Annotated in this window: 14 protein-coding genes and 3 tRNA genes; 8 read left to right on the forward strand and 9 right to left on the reverse strand. The window is 23.6% G+C overall.

The annotated features are described in order from the left end of the window. The first annotated feature begins 48 nt into the window (after positions 1-48). Positions 49-1,788 (forward strand): aspartate--tRNA ligase, encoded by a 1,740-nt coding sequence (aspS, locus tag UAT33_01500; protein XBC43624.1) that lies wholly within the window; start codon positions 49-51, stop codon positions 1,786-1,788. A gap of 44 nt (positions 1,789-1,832) precedes the next feature. Here the strand turns inward: aspS and UAT33_01505 are convergent, their stop codons facing one another. Then, on the reverse strand, positions 1,833-2,618 hold the full coding sequence (locus UAT33_01505; GenBank protein XBC43625.1) for an iron chelate uptake ABC transporter family permease subunit: 786 nt from the start codon (positions 2,616-2,618) through the stop codon (positions 1,833-1,835). Between the two features lie 38 nt (positions 2,619-2,656). Next, entirely contained in the window at positions 2,657-3,367 is a 711-nt protein-coding gene (gene znuC, locus UAT33_01510) for a zinc ABC transporter ATP-binding protein ZnuC (protein ID XBC43626.1), read from the reverse strand. A 366-nt stretch (positions 3,368-3,733) separates the two neighbouring features. On the opposite strand from znuC, the gene UAT33_01515 reads away from it, so the two are divergent. Next, a complete protein-coding gene (locus tag UAT33_01515) occupies positions 3,734-4,936 on the forward strand; it encodes a peptidoglycan DD-metalloendopeptidase family protein (protein XBC43627.1) in 1,203 nt (400 codons plus the stop codon). A 42-nt stretch (positions 4,937-4,978) separates the two neighbouring features. Here the strand turns inward: UAT33_01515 and pyk are convergent, their stop codons facing one another. Then, positions 4,979-6,418: a pyruvate kinase gene (gene pyk / locus UAT33_01520; GenBank protein XBC43628.1), complete on the reverse strand. Its 1,440-nt coding sequence runs from the start codon at positions 6,416-6,418 to the stop codon at positions 4,979-4,981. Between the two features lie 405 nt (positions 6,419-6,823). On the opposite strand from pyk, the gene zwf reads away from it, so the two are divergent. The 4 genes from zwf to tsaB all read left to right on the forward strand — a co-directional run bounded on the left by zwf (position 6,824) and on the right by tsaB (position 12,401). Continuing rightward, a complete protein-coding gene (zwf, locus tag UAT33_01525) occupies positions 6,824-8,290 on the forward strand; it encodes a glucose-6-phosphate dehydrogenase (GenBank protein XBC43629.1) in 1,467 nt (488 codons plus the stop codon). A 552-nt stretch (positions 8,291-8,842) separates the two neighbouring features. Beyond that, complete coding sequence (htpX, locus tag UAT33_01530; GenBank protein ID XBC43630.1) at positions 8,843-9,724, forward strand: protease HtpX; 882 nt, start codon at positions 8,843-8,845, stop codon at positions 9,722-9,724. 314 nt (positions 9,725-10,038) lie between these two features. Beyond that, entirely contained in the window at positions 10,039-11,619 is a 1,581-nt protein-coding gene (locus UAT33_01535) for a TerC family protein (GenBank protein XBC43631.1), read from the forward strand. Positions 11,620-11,732: 113 nt separating this feature from the next. Beyond that, positions 11,733-12,401 (forward strand): tRNA (adenosine(37)-N6)-threonylcarbamoyltransferase complex dimerization subunit type 1 TsaB, encoded by a 669-nt coding sequence (gene tsaB, locus UAT33_01540; GenBank protein XBC43632.1) that lies wholly within the window; start codon positions 11,733-11,735, stop codon positions 12,399-12,401. 118 nt (positions 12,402-12,519) lie between these two features. Here tsaB and minE read toward each other — a convergent pair whose 3' ends face one another. Genes minE through minC form a run of 3 tightly spaced genes read right to left on the reverse strand, consistent with a single transcriptional unit; the run spans position 12,520 to position 14,306 of the window. Next, positions 12,520-12,771 carry a cell division topological specificity factor MinE gene (gene minE, locus UAT33_01545; GenBank protein ID XBC43633.1) on the reverse strand — a complete coding sequence of 84 codons (252 nt, stop codon included), beginning with the start codon at positions 12,769-12,771 and terminating at the stop codon, positions 12,520-12,522. Positions 12,772-12,773: 2 nt separating this feature from the next. Next, positions 12,774-13,586, reverse strand: coding sequence for a septum site-determining protein MinD (gene minD, locus UAT33_01550; GenBank protein XBC43634.1), 813 nt, complete (start codon positions 13,584-13,586; stop codon positions 12,774-12,776). An 18-nt stretch (positions 13,587-13,604) separates the two neighbouring features. After that, entirely contained in the window at positions 13,605-14,306 is a 702-nt protein-coding gene (gene minC / locus UAT33_01555) for a septum site-determining protein MinC (GenBank protein XBC43635.1), read from the reverse strand. A 423-nt stretch (positions 14,307-14,729) separates the two neighbouring features. Here minC and rsmC point away from each other — a divergent pair, with 423 nt between their 5' ends. Next, positions 14,730-15,683: a 16S rRNA (guanine(1207)-N(2))-methyltransferase RsmC gene (gene rsmC / locus UAT33_01560; protein XBC44108.1), complete on the forward strand. Its 954-nt coding sequence runs from the start codon at positions 14,730-14,732 to the stop codon at positions 15,681-15,683. A 32-nt stretch (positions 15,684-15,715) separates the two neighbouring features. Here the strand turns inward: rsmC and UAT33_01565 are convergent. Together UAT33_01565 and UAT33_01570 are read right to left on the reverse strand one after the other, a co-directional pair. Next, positions 15,716-15,799: transfer RNA gene (locus tag UAT33_01565), tRNA-Leu, on the reverse strand. Positions 15,800-15,825: 26 nt separating this feature from the next. Next, a tRNA-Cys gene (locus UAT33_01570) sits at positions 15,826-15,896 on the reverse strand. 182 nt (positions 15,897-16,078) lie between these two features. On the opposite strand from UAT33_01570, the gene UAT33_01575 reads away from it, so the two are divergent. Further along, positions 16,079-16,163, forward strand: a tRNA-Ser gene (locus tag UAT33_01575). Between the two features lie 7 nt (positions 16,164-16,170). On the opposite strand, the gene murJ is transcribed toward UAT33_01575, so the two are convergent. Further along, positions 16,171-17,721, reverse strand: a complete 1,551-nt coding sequence (gene murJ / locus UAT33_01580; GenBank protein ID XBC43636.1) for a murein biosynthesis integral membrane protein MurJ — start codon at positions 17,719-17,721, stop codon at positions 16,171-16,173. Positions 17,722-17,882: the final 161 nt, after the last annotated feature.

Consider the following 17,882-nt stretch of genomic DNA (forward strand, 5'->3'; position numbering starts at 1 on the left):
AAATTTGAAACTTTATTTAAAATATTTATAAACTTAGAGATTAATAAAATGCGCACAAAGTATTGTGGAGAATTAAATATAAATCATATAAATAAAAAAGTAATATTATGCGGATGGGTAAATAAATATAGAAATTTAGGAAAAATATTTTTTTTAGACATGCGAGATAGGACAGGGATAGTTCAAATATTGTTTCATAATTCATCTAAAGTTTTATTTCAAAAAGCTATTCATTTAAAAAATGAATTTTGTATTCAAGTAATAGGAACAGTTAAAGAAAGAGATAAAAAAGATAAAAATTTTAAAATGTTTACTGGAGAAATAGAAGTTTTAGCTTTTACGTTAATACTTCTTAATAAATCACAACCATTACCTTTAGATTTTAATAAAAATAATTTAGATGAACTACGTTTGAAATTTCGTTATTTAGATCTTAGACGTCAAAATATGATTAATAATATAATAGTTAGAAACAAAATTACTACTATTATTCGATCATTCATGAATAAAAACAAATTTTTAGATATCGAAACACCATTATTAACTAGATCTACACCAGAAGGAGCACGCGATTATATTGTTCCAAGTCGTATTCAAAAAAATAAATTTTATGCTTTACCTCAATCTCCTCAATTGTTTAAACAATTATTAATGATTTCTGGAGTTGATAAATATTATCAAATTGCTAAATGTTTTCGAGACGAAGATTTAAGGTCAGATAGACAACCAGAATTTACGCAAATTGATGTTGAAGCTTCATTTGTAACAGGAGGAACTATACGTAAAATTATAGAAAGAATGATTAAACATTTATGGAAAAAAATTTTAAAAATTAATTTTAAAAAATTTCCAGTACTAACTTATAATCATACTATTCAAACATATGGTACTGATAAACCAGATTTAAGAAATCCTATACAATTTGTAGATATTACTAATTTAATAAAAAATATAAAAACTGATATTTTTTTAACATCTATATCACAAAAAGATAACTTAGCTATTGCATTATGTATACCTAAAGGGTCTAATTTAAATAATAATCAATTAGAAAAATATAATAAATTTATAAAAAAATATACTAATCAAAATTTATTTTTTATTAGAATTAATAAAGAAACACACAAACAATGTTCACAAAATATAGTTTTATCTCTATTTGATAAATATACTTTTAAAAAGTTACTTGAAACGACTCATGCAAAAGATGGCGATATCATATTATTTCTTTCAGACTTGAGACATTTAGTAAATAATGCTATGAGTAAATTAAGAATAAAAATTGGAAATGAACTAAATATTTCTAAAAACAATTCTTGGAAACCTGCATGGATTATTGATTTTCCATTATTTAAAAAAAATGAATTAAATCATTACGTTTCTACACATCATCCATTTACAGCTCCTAAAAACAAAAATAAATTAATGATCAAAAAAAATTTAGAAAATATTCTTGCAAATTCATATGATTTAGTAATTAATGGATATGAAATTGGAAGTGGATCAGTTAGAATCCATGACGAAACGATTCAAAAAAATATTTTTGACATATTAAAAATTAATAAAAAAGACCAAAAAGAAAAATTTGGATTTTTCTTGAAAGCGTTACGTTTTGGTACTCCTCCACATGCCGGGATTGCACTAGGATTAGATAGAATTGTCATGTTACTAACAAATAACAATAATATTAGAGATGTAATTGCTTTTCCTAAAACAACTACTGCTTCATGTTTAACAACGGAAGCACCTAATAAAATAGACACAAAAATATTAAATAATTTTAAGTAATATTGTAATTACGTAACACGTAATAAAGAAAACATATGAAAATTTTAATTGATTCTTTTAATATTGCTAATTAAAAACATACTAGTTGAAAATAATACAATAGAAGGACTAATAGGAACACTAAATATCATCGAAAATATTACCCCTCCTGTTAAAGAAACCATACCTATTAAGATAGAAAAAAAAACCATTTCTTCCGGAGAAGAAGAAAAACATTGAGCAGTAGCTGAAGGAATTAATAATAATGATATAATAATTAGAGATCCTACAAATTTTATTGCAATACTAACAGTTAATGCAATTAATAGTATTAAAATGCAATTAATTTTATAAACATTGATTCCATCTACTTTAGCTAGATCTGAGTTGATAGTGACTAATAACATAAAATCCCAATACTTTAATAGAACTAAAATAATAATAAAACAACTTAAAAATATAATTGTTAAATCAAAATAAGTCACTTCCAATAAATTTCCGAATAAATAGTTAGTAAAATTTTCCTTTTGCGCATTTGATACTATACTCATTATTATCATACCTAGTGATAACGAACTATAGCCTATAATTCCAAGAATAGTATCTAAAGATAACAAAGAATTGTTTTCAAGCCAATTAATAAATATTCCAAAACATAAAATTATAAAAAGAACTATATAAAATGGATGTATATTAAACAATATAGCACATGCAATTCCTAATAATGATGAATGCGATAAAGTATCTCCAAATGAAGACATACGACGCCAAATTATAAATGAACCAAGAGGACCAGCAACTAAAGTTAGTAACATTCCTGCTAGCCATCCAAAAAAAATTAATTTACACATATTTAATTATAATTCTCTTAATATTAAATTTAATATATTTAAAAATCATGATGATGATTGTGCTTATGATGATATAAAGCTAATTTGTTTTTTTTCAAGTGTCCGAAAATAGCAATAAACTTTGAATGTTTTGATACTATTTCTGGTAATCCTGAACAACATATATGTTTGTTTAGACAAATAACTTGATCTGTGTTAGACATTACTACACTTAAATCATGAGATACCATTAAAATAGAACATTTTAACTCATTTTTTATTTGATTAATTAATTTATAAAAAATAGTTTGACCTAAAAAATCAATACCTTGTATGGGTTCGTCTAAAACTAATAATTGAGGATTATTTAATAATGCACGAGCTAACAATACTTTTTGCATTTCTCCATTAGATAATTTTTTTAATGGGATATATCTTAAATGAAGAGCATTTACACGTTTTAATGTATTTAAAATAGATTCTCTTCTTTTTGAAAGGCTCATAAACCTATTAACTGTTAAGGGAAGAGTTGTATTAAAATTTAATTTCTGTGGTATATATCCAATACGCAAATGTTTATTATATACTACTTCTCCTTTATTAGGTCTTAATAATTTTAATATTACTTTTACCAAAGTAGATTTTCCTGCTCCATTAGGACCTATTAATGTTAAAATACAATTAGACATTAAATTTAATGAAACATCAGAAAGAATTGCTGTATTATTGAAATTCACTGATACATTTTTTAATGAAATAAACAATGACATATTTAATTGATATTATACAAAATAAATAATATGATATGCTATCATAAAGTAGTATGTGTTAAAAATAAAAACTAGACAATTAATAATTCTAGATATATTTAAATAATCTCAAAATATGTAATTACATACACGTTTTTAAATACTCAGTAAATTTTAAAAATATATAAATTACTTTAAATAAATTTAGATCTAATATAGTAAAATTGATATTAAATTAACTTAAACTTACTAATTTATAACTATAATTTTAAAAATTATTATAAATGTTTTATAAAAAATAATTATTTTAAAATAAAAGTAAACATATCTAATATCTTTATAGTATATTATAGATAATAATTTATAAGAAAATATAGGAAGATAAAAGTGTCATGTATAAATAAAAATATCTTTTTATTTATTTCAAAAAAAAATTTTTTATATCTTGTCGGATTTTTAGTAATAATTATGTCTGACATCATATTTATTAATTGTAATACTATAAATAATAATAACAAATTTGAATTAAAAGGGTCACACAGTAATAATTTTTTAAAAAAAAATAAAATTTTAAATAAAATAAAATTAAATTTTATTCCAAAAATTTCTTGCTATTCTGAAAAATATTATCCTTTAAATGCTTCAAAAAATTGCATTTATTTAAAATTCTTTAATGACTATCTTGCAACTAATTTAGTATTAAATTCATCATATATATCAAATAACATTAAAAATAAAAATTTATCTTTAAAAAGATCTTTGATATATAATACTCAGGAGCATTTTAATAAAAATATTTTAAATCATAAACAAAAGCATTGTGAATATTTAAGCGTTAAAGGAATATTAAATAATAATTTTTCACATACCATTAAAAATCTAGGATTAGATAGCTATGAAATTACCAATATAATAAATATTGTAAAACATCAAATTAATTTTTATAAATTAAATATTAATAATCCGTTTAGTATTTTAATAAAAAAAAATATATTAAAAGAAAAAATTTACAAAAATAAAATTATAGGTTTAAAAATATATCATAATAACTTAAATCATTATGGGGTATTAGCAAATAATGGAAAATTTTATGATAATCAAGGATATAGTCTAATAGAAAAATTTCTTAAATTTCCTGCTTTAAAAAAATATCGTATTTCCTCTAACTTTAATCCACACAGATTCAATCCAATAACGAAAAAAATTTCTCCTCATCAAGGTATAGATTTAGCTATGCCAATAGGAACGCCTATCCTATCTATAGGAAATGGAGAAATTATAAAAACTAAATCTAGTTTAGGAGCAGGAAAATATATTACTATTAAACATAATGTTCAATATGTAACTAGATACATGCATTTAAAGAAAATATTAGTTAAAGTTGGCGATAAAGTAAAAAGAGGAGATAAAATCGGTTTATCTGGAAATACAGGTTATTCAACGGGACCACATTTACATTATGAAATATGGTCGAAAAATAAAGTTATTAACCCAGAAAAACTGATAATTTCAGAAAGATTATCAGGAAATAATTTAAAAGTTTATTTAAAATATTGGAAAAGTATAATGTATTATCTAAAGAATATTTAATTATAAATACGAATTTATTTTTTAAACACAATTGATTTATGGTCATACTTTTAAAATTCTACTAGTATTAGTTGTTCCAATTTCCCCCATAACATCTCCTTGTGTAATAATAACTAAATTACCGTCATTTAAAAAACCTTTTGTCTTCAATAATATGATTGCATCGTTGGCTGCTAATACACCTACGTGTTTACTATTAAAGAATATAGGAGTAACTCCACGATATAATGAAGTCAGTTTTAGAGTTGCAATTCGAGAAGATAATGCAAAAATTGGAAGCCCAGAAGTAATTCTTGACGTCATCAAAGCAGTCTTTCCTGATTCTGTCATAGTAATAATTGCTGTAATGCCATCTAAATGATTAGCCGTATACATAGCTGACATAGCAATTGCTTCTTCAATATCGTAAAATTTATCATGTATTCTATGACGAGATACATTAATACTTGGTACCTTTTCCGCTCCTTTACAAATTTTAGACATAATCTTTATCGTTTCAATTGGATATTTTCCAGAAGCTGTTTCTGCTGATAACATCACTGCATCGCTACCATCTAATACAGCATTAGCAACATCCATAACTTCTGCTCGAGTAGGCATTGGATGAATAATCATTGATTCCATCATTTGCGTTGCTGTTATTACTACTTTATTTAATTGTCTAGCACGTCTAATCAAAATCTTTTGAATTCCAACTAATTCTGAATCACCTATTTCTACTCCTAAATCACCTCTAGCTACCATAATAGCGTCTGATGCTAATATAATTTCATCGATAATATTTTGATTAGCTACTGCTTCAGCACGCTCTATTTTAGCTATTATTTTTGCTGAACTACCAGATTGTAATGCCAAATGACGTGCAATTTTTAAATCTTTACTACAACGAGGAAAAGAAACAGCTAAATAATCTACTCCAATATTAGATGCAATTTTAATATCTTGTTTGTCCTTATAAGTTAATGTTTCAGCAGATAATCCTCCTCCTAATTTATTAATTCCTTTATTATTAGATAATATACCTCCTACAATTATTTTAGTTAGTATTTTATTTTTTGCGATACTTATTACTTCTAGTTGTATTCTTCCATCATCTAATAATAAAATATCTCCTCGAGAAACATCATTAGGTAATTTTTTATAATCTATACCAACTTGATTTATATCTCCTTTATCTGCTTCTAAATCAGCATCTAACGAAAATAAATTTCCTGAACTTAACATTACCTTTTTACTTTTAAATTTTGAAATTCGAATTTTTGGACCTTGTAAATCACCTAACAATGCAACATAAACACCTAATTTTTTCATAATATTTTGTGCATGTTTAGCTCTATACTCATGTTCTTCTTTAGTACCATGAGAAAAATTTAATCGTATTACGTTAACTCCTGATTTAATCATTTCTTCAAGAATAATATTATTGTCTGTAGATGGTCCTAAAGTAGCAACAATTTTTGTTCGTTTAAAATAATTTTCCATATTTTTCTCATTTTCTCATTTACTTATTTAACTTAAATAATGTATTAATAAAATTACTTATATAAAGTATATTTAAAAATTTTTATTAAAAAGTTAGTATACGAATACTACTAATAATAATTGGTCTCAAAAAGAACTTTTTTTCATAACATGTTATAATTCTAGTGTTTTTAATTTATATCAATAAAATTAAGTAATTTATTTTATTTAATATAACATTAATATATATTATAACTAGAATTAAATAAATAAAAAATCTCTGCTATTACATTAATAATTTATGTAAAATACAGTCATATATAAAAATTACTTTATAAAATTTATTAAAAATAATTGTAATAATAATTAAAAATTAAATAATACAATAAAGATAATTAGTATTATTTAAAAAATAAGAAGATAACTATGAGAAATATAAACAAAGTATGTAATTTAGTTATTTTTGGTGCAAAAGGAGATCTTGCTTGTAAAAAACTTTTACCTTCTTTGTATCAATTAGATAAAATATATAAACTTCCAGAAAATATGAAAATAATTGGTGTTGGCCGAGCTAACTGGGATAAAAACATTTATTCAACTATGGTTCGAAATTCATTAAAAAAATTTGTGAAAGAAGAAATAAACGAAAACATATGGGAAAAATTTTCTTCTCGATTAGAGTTTTGTAATCTTGATGTCAATAACGTTTGTGATTTTTTTAAATTAAAAAAAATGTTTGATATACATAATAGCTTAATTATAAATTATTTTGCAGTTCCACCTAATATATTTAGTGCAATTTGTCGCGGTTTAGGAGAAGCATGTTTAAATCTTGAACCTTCACGAATTATTATAGAAAAACCATTAGGATTTTCTTTAAAAAGTTCTAAAAAAATAAATAATAATATTAGTAAATATTTTAAAGAAAATCAAATTTTTCGAATTGATCATTATTTAGGAAAAGAGACAATATTAAATTTATTAGCTTTTAGATTTTCTAACTCTCTTTTTTATTATAATTGGAATAGAAATTTTATTGATCATATACAAATAACTATTTCTGAAGAAATAGGTGTAGAAGGTAGAAAAGAATATTTTAATAATACAGGTCAAATCCGAGATATGGTACAAAATCATTTATTACAAATATTAACTATTATTACAATGTCTCAACCTATCGACTTATACTCTAATAATATTCAAAATGAAAAAGTAAAAATTCTAAAAGCATTACGAAAATTTGATACAAATAATATTCATGAAAAAGTAATATTAGGTCAATATGATTCAGGTACGATAAATGGAATAAAAATTTCGTCGTATTTAGATGATATTGGAGAAAATGTGTATAGTGATACTGAAACATTTGTATCGATGAAAGTCAATATTGATAATGAACAATGGCATGGAGTTCCATTTTATTTAAGAACAGGTAAAAGACTTCCAAAAAAATATTCAGAAATAGTTATATTTTTTAAAAATATTCCAACCAATATTTTTAATAATTATCATTGTGACTTACCAAAAAATAAAATTACCATATCTTTACAACCTAATGAAGGAATAAATATTCAAATTCTCAACAAAATTCCAGGATTAGAATCTAAATACAAATTAGGAATAACTGAATTAAATTTTAACTATTCTCAAGATTTTAAATCATTAAAGTTATTTGATGCATATGAACGATTATTACTAGAAAGTATTAGAGGTAATCGATCTTTATTTGTAAGACGAGATGAAGTAGAATTATCTTGGAATTGGATTGATTCTATTTTCGATTCTTTAAATATACAAAAAAAATCGCCTGTGTTATATCCTTCTGGAACATGGGGACCTAATGAATCCCACATTATGATAAAAAAAGATGGTTATAAATGGAATATGCCTTAAATGTAATATTTCATTATGATTGTTTACTAATATAATATAAAATAGTTTATGTCTAATTATAAAACTTAGAATAGTTTAATTACAATTTTAAATTTAAAATTAACATTAAGTTTCGTTTTTTACTTATTACAAAACTATTTTTTCTAATTTCATTAAAATAATTAATAAAATTAAGTATAAGTTTATATCTTATTGTATAAGATCTATTAAATATCACAAAATATTTCAAAAATTTTTAATAACAAACATACACAATTTTTCTATTTTAAAATATTATTTTAATAAAGTAATTAGTATTAACATTTATACATTTAAATAGTATTTCATTAAAACTTTATAAAATTTCAAACTATAATTAAATCATAAAATGTTTTTAATTTCTATTATAATATTAATATTATTATCATTTAAAATAACTATCAATAAGAGAAGTTCGAAAAATACGCATAAATACCCATTATAAGTTAATGTAAAACGAATCACTAAAAATAAGAAAGATAATTTATTGTCTAAAATGCTTGTTTTAATTAAACTAAATTTAGGAAATTCATCATGATGCGTATAATTCTTTTTTTAATAACTAATTTAGCTGTTGTGTGTGTTTTCGGTTTTATTTTAAGTATTACAGGAATTAAATCTGAAAGTATGCATGGATTGCTGATTATGTCTATAATGTTTGGATTTAGTGGTTCTATAATATCATTATTAATGTCAAAATGGATTGCGTTACGTTCTATAAATGGATATGTAATACATCAACCTAATAGTGATACTGAAAATTGGCTAATAAATACTATTCGATTTCAATCTGAAAAAATCGGAATTTGTATGCCAGAAGTCGCAATATATCATGCTTCTGATATAAATGCGTTTGCTACAGGAGCAAGACGTAATTCTGCACTAATTGCAGTTTCTACTGGTTTATTAGAAAATATGAACAAAGATGAAGCTGAAGCTGTATTAGCTCACGAAATTACTCATATAGCTAATGGCGATATGATTACGATGACTTTACTACAAGGAATAATTAACACTTTTGTGATTTTTGCTTCTAGAATCGTTGCTAAAATAGTATCGAGTATATTATCAGGAGAAAAAACTGAAGATAGTCATTACAATGGAAATCCATGGATATATATAATTCTTTCCACTATTTTAGAGCTAACTTTTGGAATTTTTGCTAGTATAATAACTATGTGGTTTTCTAGAAATCGTGAATTTTATGCTGATGCTGGATCTGCAAAACTAGTCGGAAAACATAAAATGATTGCAGCGTTAGAAAAACTAAAGTTAAGTTATGAACCTCAAGAATCTAGTAGTATGATAGCATTTTGTATTAACGGAAGATCAAATAACTTTTTAAATTTATTTATGTCTCATCCATCGTTAGAAAGAAGAATTAATGCTTTATATAACCAGGAGTATATACAATAAGTAATATATATTATTACAATAAAAGAAGATACAAAAACAAAATTAAAAGTTTTAATTTTTAATAAAATTTATTTATTAATAGATGTTTAATTTGAAACTCAAGATTTTATTGGAAAAATAACATTATTTTTAAATTTTAATGAGGGCCTATGTATAAATTGCACAAGGCCTTTGTTTTCCAAAATTTTTATTTGAATAACTAATACAAATTTAAATAATAAAGTCTTTAATCCTTATAAAAATTATTTAAATAATAATATTGTCTTAACTTAAAATTAAATTTTATTCTGTCCTATTATTTTACGGAGTTTCTAATGGAACTTTTTTTAGATCCGTCGATCTGGGCAGGTCTATTAACACTTGTTATACTAGAAGTAGTATTAGGTATCGACAATTTAATATTTATAGCTATATTATCAGAGAAGTTACCACCATGTAAACAAGATAAAGCTCGTTTAATTGGACTATGCTTAGCTCTCATAATGAGATTAAGCCTACTTTCATTAATGTCATGGATGGTTACCTTAACAACAACGATAATTAGTAATAAATATTTTTCTTGTTCAGGACGTGATTTAATATTATTAGTTGGTGGATTTTTTTTATTATTTAAAGCAACTATAGAATTACACGAAAGATTAGATAATAATATACGTCAAGATGACAGCCATAAAAATTATGCCGGTTTTTGGACCGTAGTTATCCAAATTGTTGTTTTAGATGCTGTTTTTTCTTTAGATTCTATTATCACAGCAGTAGGAATAGTAAACAATTTACCGATTATGATGACTGCAGTAATTATTGCTATGGCTCTAATGTTATTAGCTTCTAAATTATTAATAAGATTTATTAATTCACATCAGACAGTAGTTGTTTTATGCTTAAGTTTTCTATTAATGATTGGATTTAGTTTAGTATCAGAAGCATTAGGATTTGTTATACCAAAAGGATATTTATATGCAGCAATTAGTTTTTCTATTATTATAGAGTTATTTAATCAAATAGCGCGTAGAAATTTTATTCGACATCAATCTCGTAGACCTATGAGACAAAGAGCTGCAGAAGCTATATTAAGACTAATGATTAGAGATCAATTTAAAAATTCTAATGATACAGTACCTTTAACCAGTAATACAGAAAAAAAGAACTTATGTATTTCTTCTTCAAATTCCGAAGAATTTAAAGAAGAAGAAAAATATATGATTAATAGTGTGTTAACGTTAGCTGCTCGATCTATTCGAAGTATTATGACACCCAGAAGTGAAATTTCTTGGGTTAATGTAGAACAACCAATTCCTAAAATTCGTACTCAACTATTAGACACTCCTCATAGTTTGTTTCCTATTTGTAAAGGTAAATTAGACGAAGTAATAGGAGTAGCACGAGCTAAGGAATTATTAGTAGAAATAGAAAATAAAAAAGATATAATAAAATTTTCTTCTACTACCCCTCCAATAATTATACCAGATACTATTGATCCATTAAACTTAATAGGAATATTAAGGTGTTCTAAAGGAAGTTTAGTGATTGTTACTAATGAATTTGGAGTAGTACAAGGTTTAATTACTCCATTAGATGTACTTGAAGCTATTGCTGGTGAATTTCCAGATGCAGATGAAACACCTGACATTATCATTGAAAAGGATAGTTGGTTGGTAAAAGGTGGCACAGACCTACATTCTTTGCAGCAATGTTTAAATACAACAAATTTAATTCAAGAAGAAGATAGCTATGCTTCATTAGCTGGATTATTAATTTCTCAAAAAGGACAGCTACCTCTTCCAGGAGAAATTATTTATATTCCCCCTTTAAAATTTTATATTGTAGAAGCAACGCAATATCGCATTAATTTAGTTCGAATTACCAAAGATAACACTTCAAGTCATAATACATAACTGTGTATCATTAAAATATTTATAAAATAAAAATAATGTCATAAAATTTGTTGTTTGTTTTTACGTTTCATGAATTTATAATTTTTAACGTGCTTTAAAGAGATGAAATAAATATGAATAAAACTATTTTAGCGTTTGATTCTTCGTTTTCTAATTGTTCTGTTTCTTTATTATATAAAAATAATGTCTATAGTAAAAAAAAAATATGCAGTAAAAACCAAACTAAATATATCTTACCTATGATAAAAAAAATATTAGAAGTCAACACCATAAAATTACATGAAATAGATATTATTACTATTTCTAAAGGTCCAGGAAATTTCATAGGAATAAGAACAACTATTGCAATAGCTCAAGGTATAGCACTAGGATTAAATATACCAATTGTTTCATTTCCTGCTGCATTAATCATGGCGGAACAAGCTTGGAAAATATTCGATAAAAAAAAAATATTAGTTATTTTTAAAATAGATGATAGCAGAATATATTTAATGCAATACATTAAAAATCAACAACAATATTGGACAAAAAAAAAATCAAAAACAATACTTACTCTTAAAGAAGTTATAAACAAGCTTTATATTTTAAGAACGCCGTGGGTAATAGTCGGGAATTGTTTAGAGTTATTTTCAAAAAATATTTATAAAAATTTAATATTTACCAATATTACTACTCCACAATCAGAGTTTATTATCTCTCTGTATTTATCACATAAGTGTTATCGAAGATGTAATTTCTCTAAAAAAATATTTCCAATATACTTTCAAAAAGAAGTATATTAATATAATATTTTAAAGCTATTAATTTTAAAATTAATAATTATGAATTTATCCAGAACTAATATTCTGGATTAACAGACTAATATTTTAAAAATATTATGAAAAATTGAAATTATGCTACTTATTCAGGAATAGTAACATTTAGTTCTAGTATGGAAATGTCTTTTTCTTTATGATCTAATTGAACTGAAATCATCTTAGGATCTACTTTAACATATTTACAGATTACTCGTAAAATTTCTTGTTTTAATTCAGGTAAATAATTGGGTTCATGATCTTTTCTTCTACGTTCAGCAACAATAATTTGTAATCTTTCTTTTGCTATATTAGCAGTATTTTTTTTTCGAGATAAAAAAAAATCTAACAAAGCCATATTTATCTCCCAAATAATCGTTTTAAAAAACTTTTTTTTTCTTCTTTAATAAATCGAAAAGGAACATTTTTACCTAACAAACGATTGACAGTGTCACAATAAGCTTTCCCAGCATTAGATTTCGTATGTAAAATTATAGATTCTCCTTGATTAGATGCTTTTAAAACGGAAGAATCTTCAGGAATTACTCCAATTAATGGTATTCTTAAGATATCCAAAACATCCTGTGTACTCAGCATTTCTCCACATTTTACTCTAGTTGGATTATAACGAGTCAATAATAAATGTTCTTTTATAGGATTACATTTATTTTTTGAACGTTTTGACTTAGATGCAATAATACCTAACATACGATCAGAATCTCTTATAGAAGAAATTTCAGGATTAGTAGTAATAATTGCTTCATCTGCAAAATATATTGCTAAAACAGCCCCAGATTCTATCCCAGCTGGAGAATCACAAATAATAATATCAAAACTCATTTCAATTAATTCTTGAAAAATATTATTAATACCTAATTTAGTGAGTGAATTTTTATCTTTAGTTTGAGATGCTGGAAGAATAAATAAATTGTCTGTTCTCTTATCTTTAATCAATGCTTGATTTAAATTTGCATCCCCATTAATTACATTTATAAAATCGTATACTACTCTACGCTCACATCCCATTATTAAATCTAAATTTCTTAATCCTATATCAAAATCAATTACTATTGTTTTTTTTCCTCTTTGTGCAAAACCTGTAGCTAATGCTGCACTAGAAGTTGTTTTTCCTACGCCTCCTTTACCTGATGTTACTACAATAATGCGCGTCATAAATATATCCTTAACATTTTAATTAAGTTTTAAAATATTTAATTTTTTATTCATTATATAAATTCTAACACTATGTCCTATAAAATCTGAAGAGAAGTGATTACTCAACAAATATTCTCCTGCAATAGACACTAACTCCGAAAAAAAATTCATACAAAATATTTGACACGTAGTATCTCCTTTAGCTCCAGCTAATACTCTTCCTCTCATATGCCCATAAACATGAATATTACCATCTGCTATTATTTCTGCTCCTGAATTAACATTATTGATAATAATTAAATCAGAGTTAACTGCATAAATTTTTTGGCCAGATCTAACAGGAAAATTAACAATTTTAGTTTTTACACTTTTATTTAAATCAGTATAGTAACTACTACTCAATCGATATTTTTTAATATGATGAATTAAACTTTTTTCTTCTGATAAAATAGGTAATCCAGATTGAATAATTTCATTTTTAAAAGTATCACTATAACAACCACTAACTCCTATAATATAAAAATTAAATGAGATAATTAACTTTTTTATATTATTCCAACTCTTTATATTGAAAGAATTTTGTATATTAACTAATATTGGTAAGTTTTTAAAAAATTTAGGAGACATTTGAATTTTCTTTCTTAGTTCTTGGCATATTAATTCAGTTGAATCAGTTTGCAAATGAAGAACTAATATTTTAAAAATACTTTCTTTTAATTCTAGCGGTAAAATTTTCATAATTTTAAATATTATTTAGAATAATAAATACCTTAATTTTCGAATATAGATTTTTAAAATAACATTAAGATATATAATTATTTTACGTTTAGGCATGAAGTAACTAATTTAAAACAATTAAATCATATAAATACTATAAAAATAGATTATAACTTAAATAATTTATATAGTTATTAAATTTAATAATTAATTTTGTATTTTACAAAAAATTGCTTTATATATAACTGATAAAATAAAGATTTTAATGTTTCTAAGTATAAATTTTTTTATAAATTTTTATGAGACACTATAAATGAATATACTATGTTAAGTATAATGCACTTAATATATAAGTTTAATTACTTATTAACATTGAATAGTCATAAATATGAAAAACACAAATAAATTAATCTTTAAAAATATAAATTTATTTTCAAAAAAAAAATTTTTATATCAGGCAATATATATAGTCAATTATATTTAAATATGTTTAATAGTAATATAGAAATATGCACTCAAAAATTTGATCATTGGTTAAATTTAAAAAAAACAAAACATAAAATAAAATTCTTATTATTAGAAGAAAAAAAATCTATTACAAATTCTGATACTGTATTATATTTTTGGCCAAATAACAAGATTGAAGCTATATTTCATTTACATCGTATTTGTTCATTACTTCCTATAAATAGTCATATTTTTTTAGTTGGGGGAAAAAATAGTGGAATTAATACTGTAAAAAATTTATTGAAACAATGGATGCGATTAGAAAAAATAGATTTTGCAAAACATTGTCTTCTTTTTGTTGGAGTAATAATTTTAAAACCTAATTTTCAATTTAACTATTTTATAAATAATACAACATGGAATGCAATGAATATTAAAACTGTTCCAGGAGTATTTAGTTATGGCAAAATCGACATAGGTTCTCAGTTATTGACATCAACTTTTACATCATCAATCAAAGGAAACGTACTTGATATAGGATGCGGTTCAGGAATTTTATCAGTATCACTAGCTAAATGCTCAAAAAAAGTACAACTAACATTAGTAGATACAAACATAGCAGCACTAAAATCTAGTGAATTAACTTTAAAATATAATAATATTAAAGGAGACATATTTCCTAGTAACATTTATTCAAATGTTAATAACAAATTTAATTTGATTATATCTAATCCTCCTATTCATAATAATTCAAAAACCAATTTGTACTATATAAATGAAATAGTAAAAAATTCGATACAATATTTAAAACCAAAAGGTGAAATAAGAATAGTAATCAACTCTAGTATATCATGTCATAAAATTTTTAAACGAACTTTTTTAGAATATAATATTTTAAAAGAAAATTTTAATTTTAAAGTTTATCAAGCGTATAAAAAATATAAAAAATGACTTTTATATGTAGAATATATGTTTTATTGATATACCCAGAGCGGGAATTGAACCCGCAAAGCTATGAAGCCGAGGGATTTTAAATCCCTTGTGTTTACCAATTTCACCATCTGGGCTAATATATTATAGATAAATTTTAAATAGGCGCATCCCGGAATTGAACCGGGCTACACGGATTTGCAATCCGCTACATAACCAATCTGTCAACGCGCCATAGAACAGAAATAGATTTTATCAATATTGATTAACAATTACAAGCATTTTAACATTCAATCGAAATATCATTTTATACATAAATAATATTTAAAATATAGTACTATAATATAACAAGAATTTCTTTAAAATATCATATAAATATTGTATAATAATTAATTAACATAAAATTTTTTCTTTATGGAGGAATGGCCGAGTGGTTTAAGGCAGCGGTCTTGAAAACCGCCGATGAGAAATCATCCGAGAGTTCGAATCCCTCTTCCTCCAAGAATTATTAAAGTTTACTACTTTTAAATATAATTAATGAAAAATTTTTCAAACGTAAACCTAAAATAAAGAGTGTTATTAAATAACTACACCCAGATATAAAACAGATTAATATTAATTGAAAAAATTTAGAAAGTATTGTTTTCGAGCTCCAATTAAAAAAAATACTTAAATTAAAATTCAAAACATATATCATAACTATTATAGAAATAAAAATTTTTCCTAAAAACACTAACCATCCAGGATTAGGAAAAAAATATTTTTTATTCAATAAAACTAAAAATAATAAAATAAAATTTATCCAAGCTGCAATACTAATTGATAATGCAAAGCTATTTTGTTTTAAATATGGTAAAAAAATAATATTCATTAACTGTGTTATTATTAAAATAAAAACAGAAATTATTGTAGGACTCAACAGATCATCATTTGAATAAAACTTAGATAATAAAATTTTTATTAAAATTAATGGAATTAACCCAATGGAATAAAAAATTAATATATCTTTAGTCATAATAACGTCAAAAATAGAAAAATTTCCATATTGAAATAATACAATTATTATTACCTTTGACAAAATAGCTAAAGATATTGAACTAGGGATAGCGATTAAACATCCAATTCGAAGTGCCCAATCCAACAATTTAGAATTTTCTTTTTTATTATTACCAATTATGTTATTTGATAATAAAGGTAAAAGAAGAGTTCCTAAAGATACTCCGAACATACCGGAAATAAATTCTATTAATCTATCAGCATAATATATCCACGATATAGCTCCAGTAACTAAAAATGATGCAGAAATAGTATTTATAATTACTGAAATTTGATTAGTAGAAACCCCTAAAATAATGACAATCATTTTTTTTAAAGTTATTTTTAATTTGACATTTTTCATATTAAATGTCGGTAATACTAACATATCAATTTTTTTTAAAAATGGAATTTGATAAATCAATTGAATTATCCCACCTAATACGATTGCCCAAGCCAAAGAAAAAATAGATGTTTCAAAATGTGAAGATAAAAATAATATAAAAAATATTATATTTATATTTAATAAAATAGAAGAACAAGAAGGTATAAAAAAATAGTTCCAAGTATTAAGAATAGATCCAATAAATGATCCTAAAGAAATAAAAAATATATAGGGAAAAATTATTTTTAGTAATTGCGATGTTAAATTAAATTCATATGAATTCTTATATAGTCCAGGAGCAATTATTGAAATAATTTCTGATGAGAAAAACATTCCAAAAATTGTAAAAATGCTTAAAAAAATAATCATAAATCCCAATATATTAGAAATAAACTCTTTTACAAACTTAATGTTATAACAATATTTATATTTTGATAAAATAGGAATAAATACTTGATAAAAAAACCCTTCTGCAAAAATTCTACGAAATAAATTTGGAATTTTGAAAGCTAAAAAAAAAGAATCCGTCAGTCCTGAAGCTCCAAATGTATATGCAATCAATGCATCTCGTATAAATCCTAATATTCTAGAACAAAAAGTTACAGTACTTAGTGATATTAATGATTTTAATATATTCACGATAAAACTACCTTTTTTGTTATTTATAATATAAAATAAATATTGTTCAATTTCTATCGTCGTACCAAATTACTAAACTTTTTATTAAATCTAAAATTTTTAAAATTTCTAGTGTAATTTCAATCTATAAAATTACTGTTAAAATTTATATTAAAATTATT

This window comes from Buchnera aphidicola (Floraphis choui) (genome assembly GCA_039830045.1).
GTDB lineage: Bacteria > Pseudomonadota > Gammaproteobacteria > Enterobacterales > Enterobacteriaceae > Buchnera_B > Buchnera_B aphidicola_AX.

What these genes read in the sequence shown, in the direction of transcription:
- aspS (XBC43624.1), top strand. Translation starts at nt 49, where the DNA reads ATGCGCACAAAGTATTGTGGAGAATTAAATATAAATCATATAAATAAA.
- UAT33_01505 (XBC43625.1), bottom strand. Translation starts at nt 2,618, where the DNA reads ATGTGTAAATTAATTTTTTTTGGATGGCTAGCAGGAATGTTACTAACT.
- znuC (XBC43626.1), bottom strand. Translation starts at nt 3,367, where the DNA reads ATGTCATTGTTTATTTCATTAAAAAATGTATCAGTGAATTTCAATAAT.
- pyk (XBC43628.1), bottom strand. Translation starts at nt 6,418, where the DNA reads ATGGAAAATTATTTTAAACGAACAAAAATTGTTGCTACTTTAGGACCA.
- zwf (XBC43629.1), top strand. Translation starts at nt 6,824, where the DNA reads ATGAGAAATATAAACAAAGTATGTAATTTAGTTATTTTTGGTGCAAAA.
- htpX (XBC43630.1), top strand. Translation starts at nt 8,843, where the DNA reads ATGATGCGTATAATTCTTTTTTTAATAACTAATTTAGCTGTTGTGTGT.
- UAT33_01535 (XBC43631.1), top strand. Translation starts at nt 10,039, where the DNA reads ATGGAACTTTTTTTAGATCCGTCGATCTGGGCAGGTCTATTAACACTT.
- tsaB (XBC43632.1), top strand. Translation starts at nt 11,733, where the DNA reads ATGAATAAAACTATTTTAGCGTTTGATTCTTCGTTTTCTAATTGTTCT.
- minE (XBC43633.1), bottom strand. Translation starts at nt 12,771, where the DNA reads ATGGCTTTGTTAGATTTTTTTTTATCTCGAAAAAAAAATACTGCTAAT.
- minD (XBC43634.1), bottom strand. Translation starts at nt 13,586, where the DNA reads ATGACGCGCATTATTGTAGTAACATCAGGTAAAGGAGGCGTAGGAAAA.
- minC (XBC43635.1), bottom strand. Translation starts at nt 14,306, where the DNA reads ATGAAAATTTTACCGCTAGAATTAAAAGAAAGTATTTTTAAAATATTA.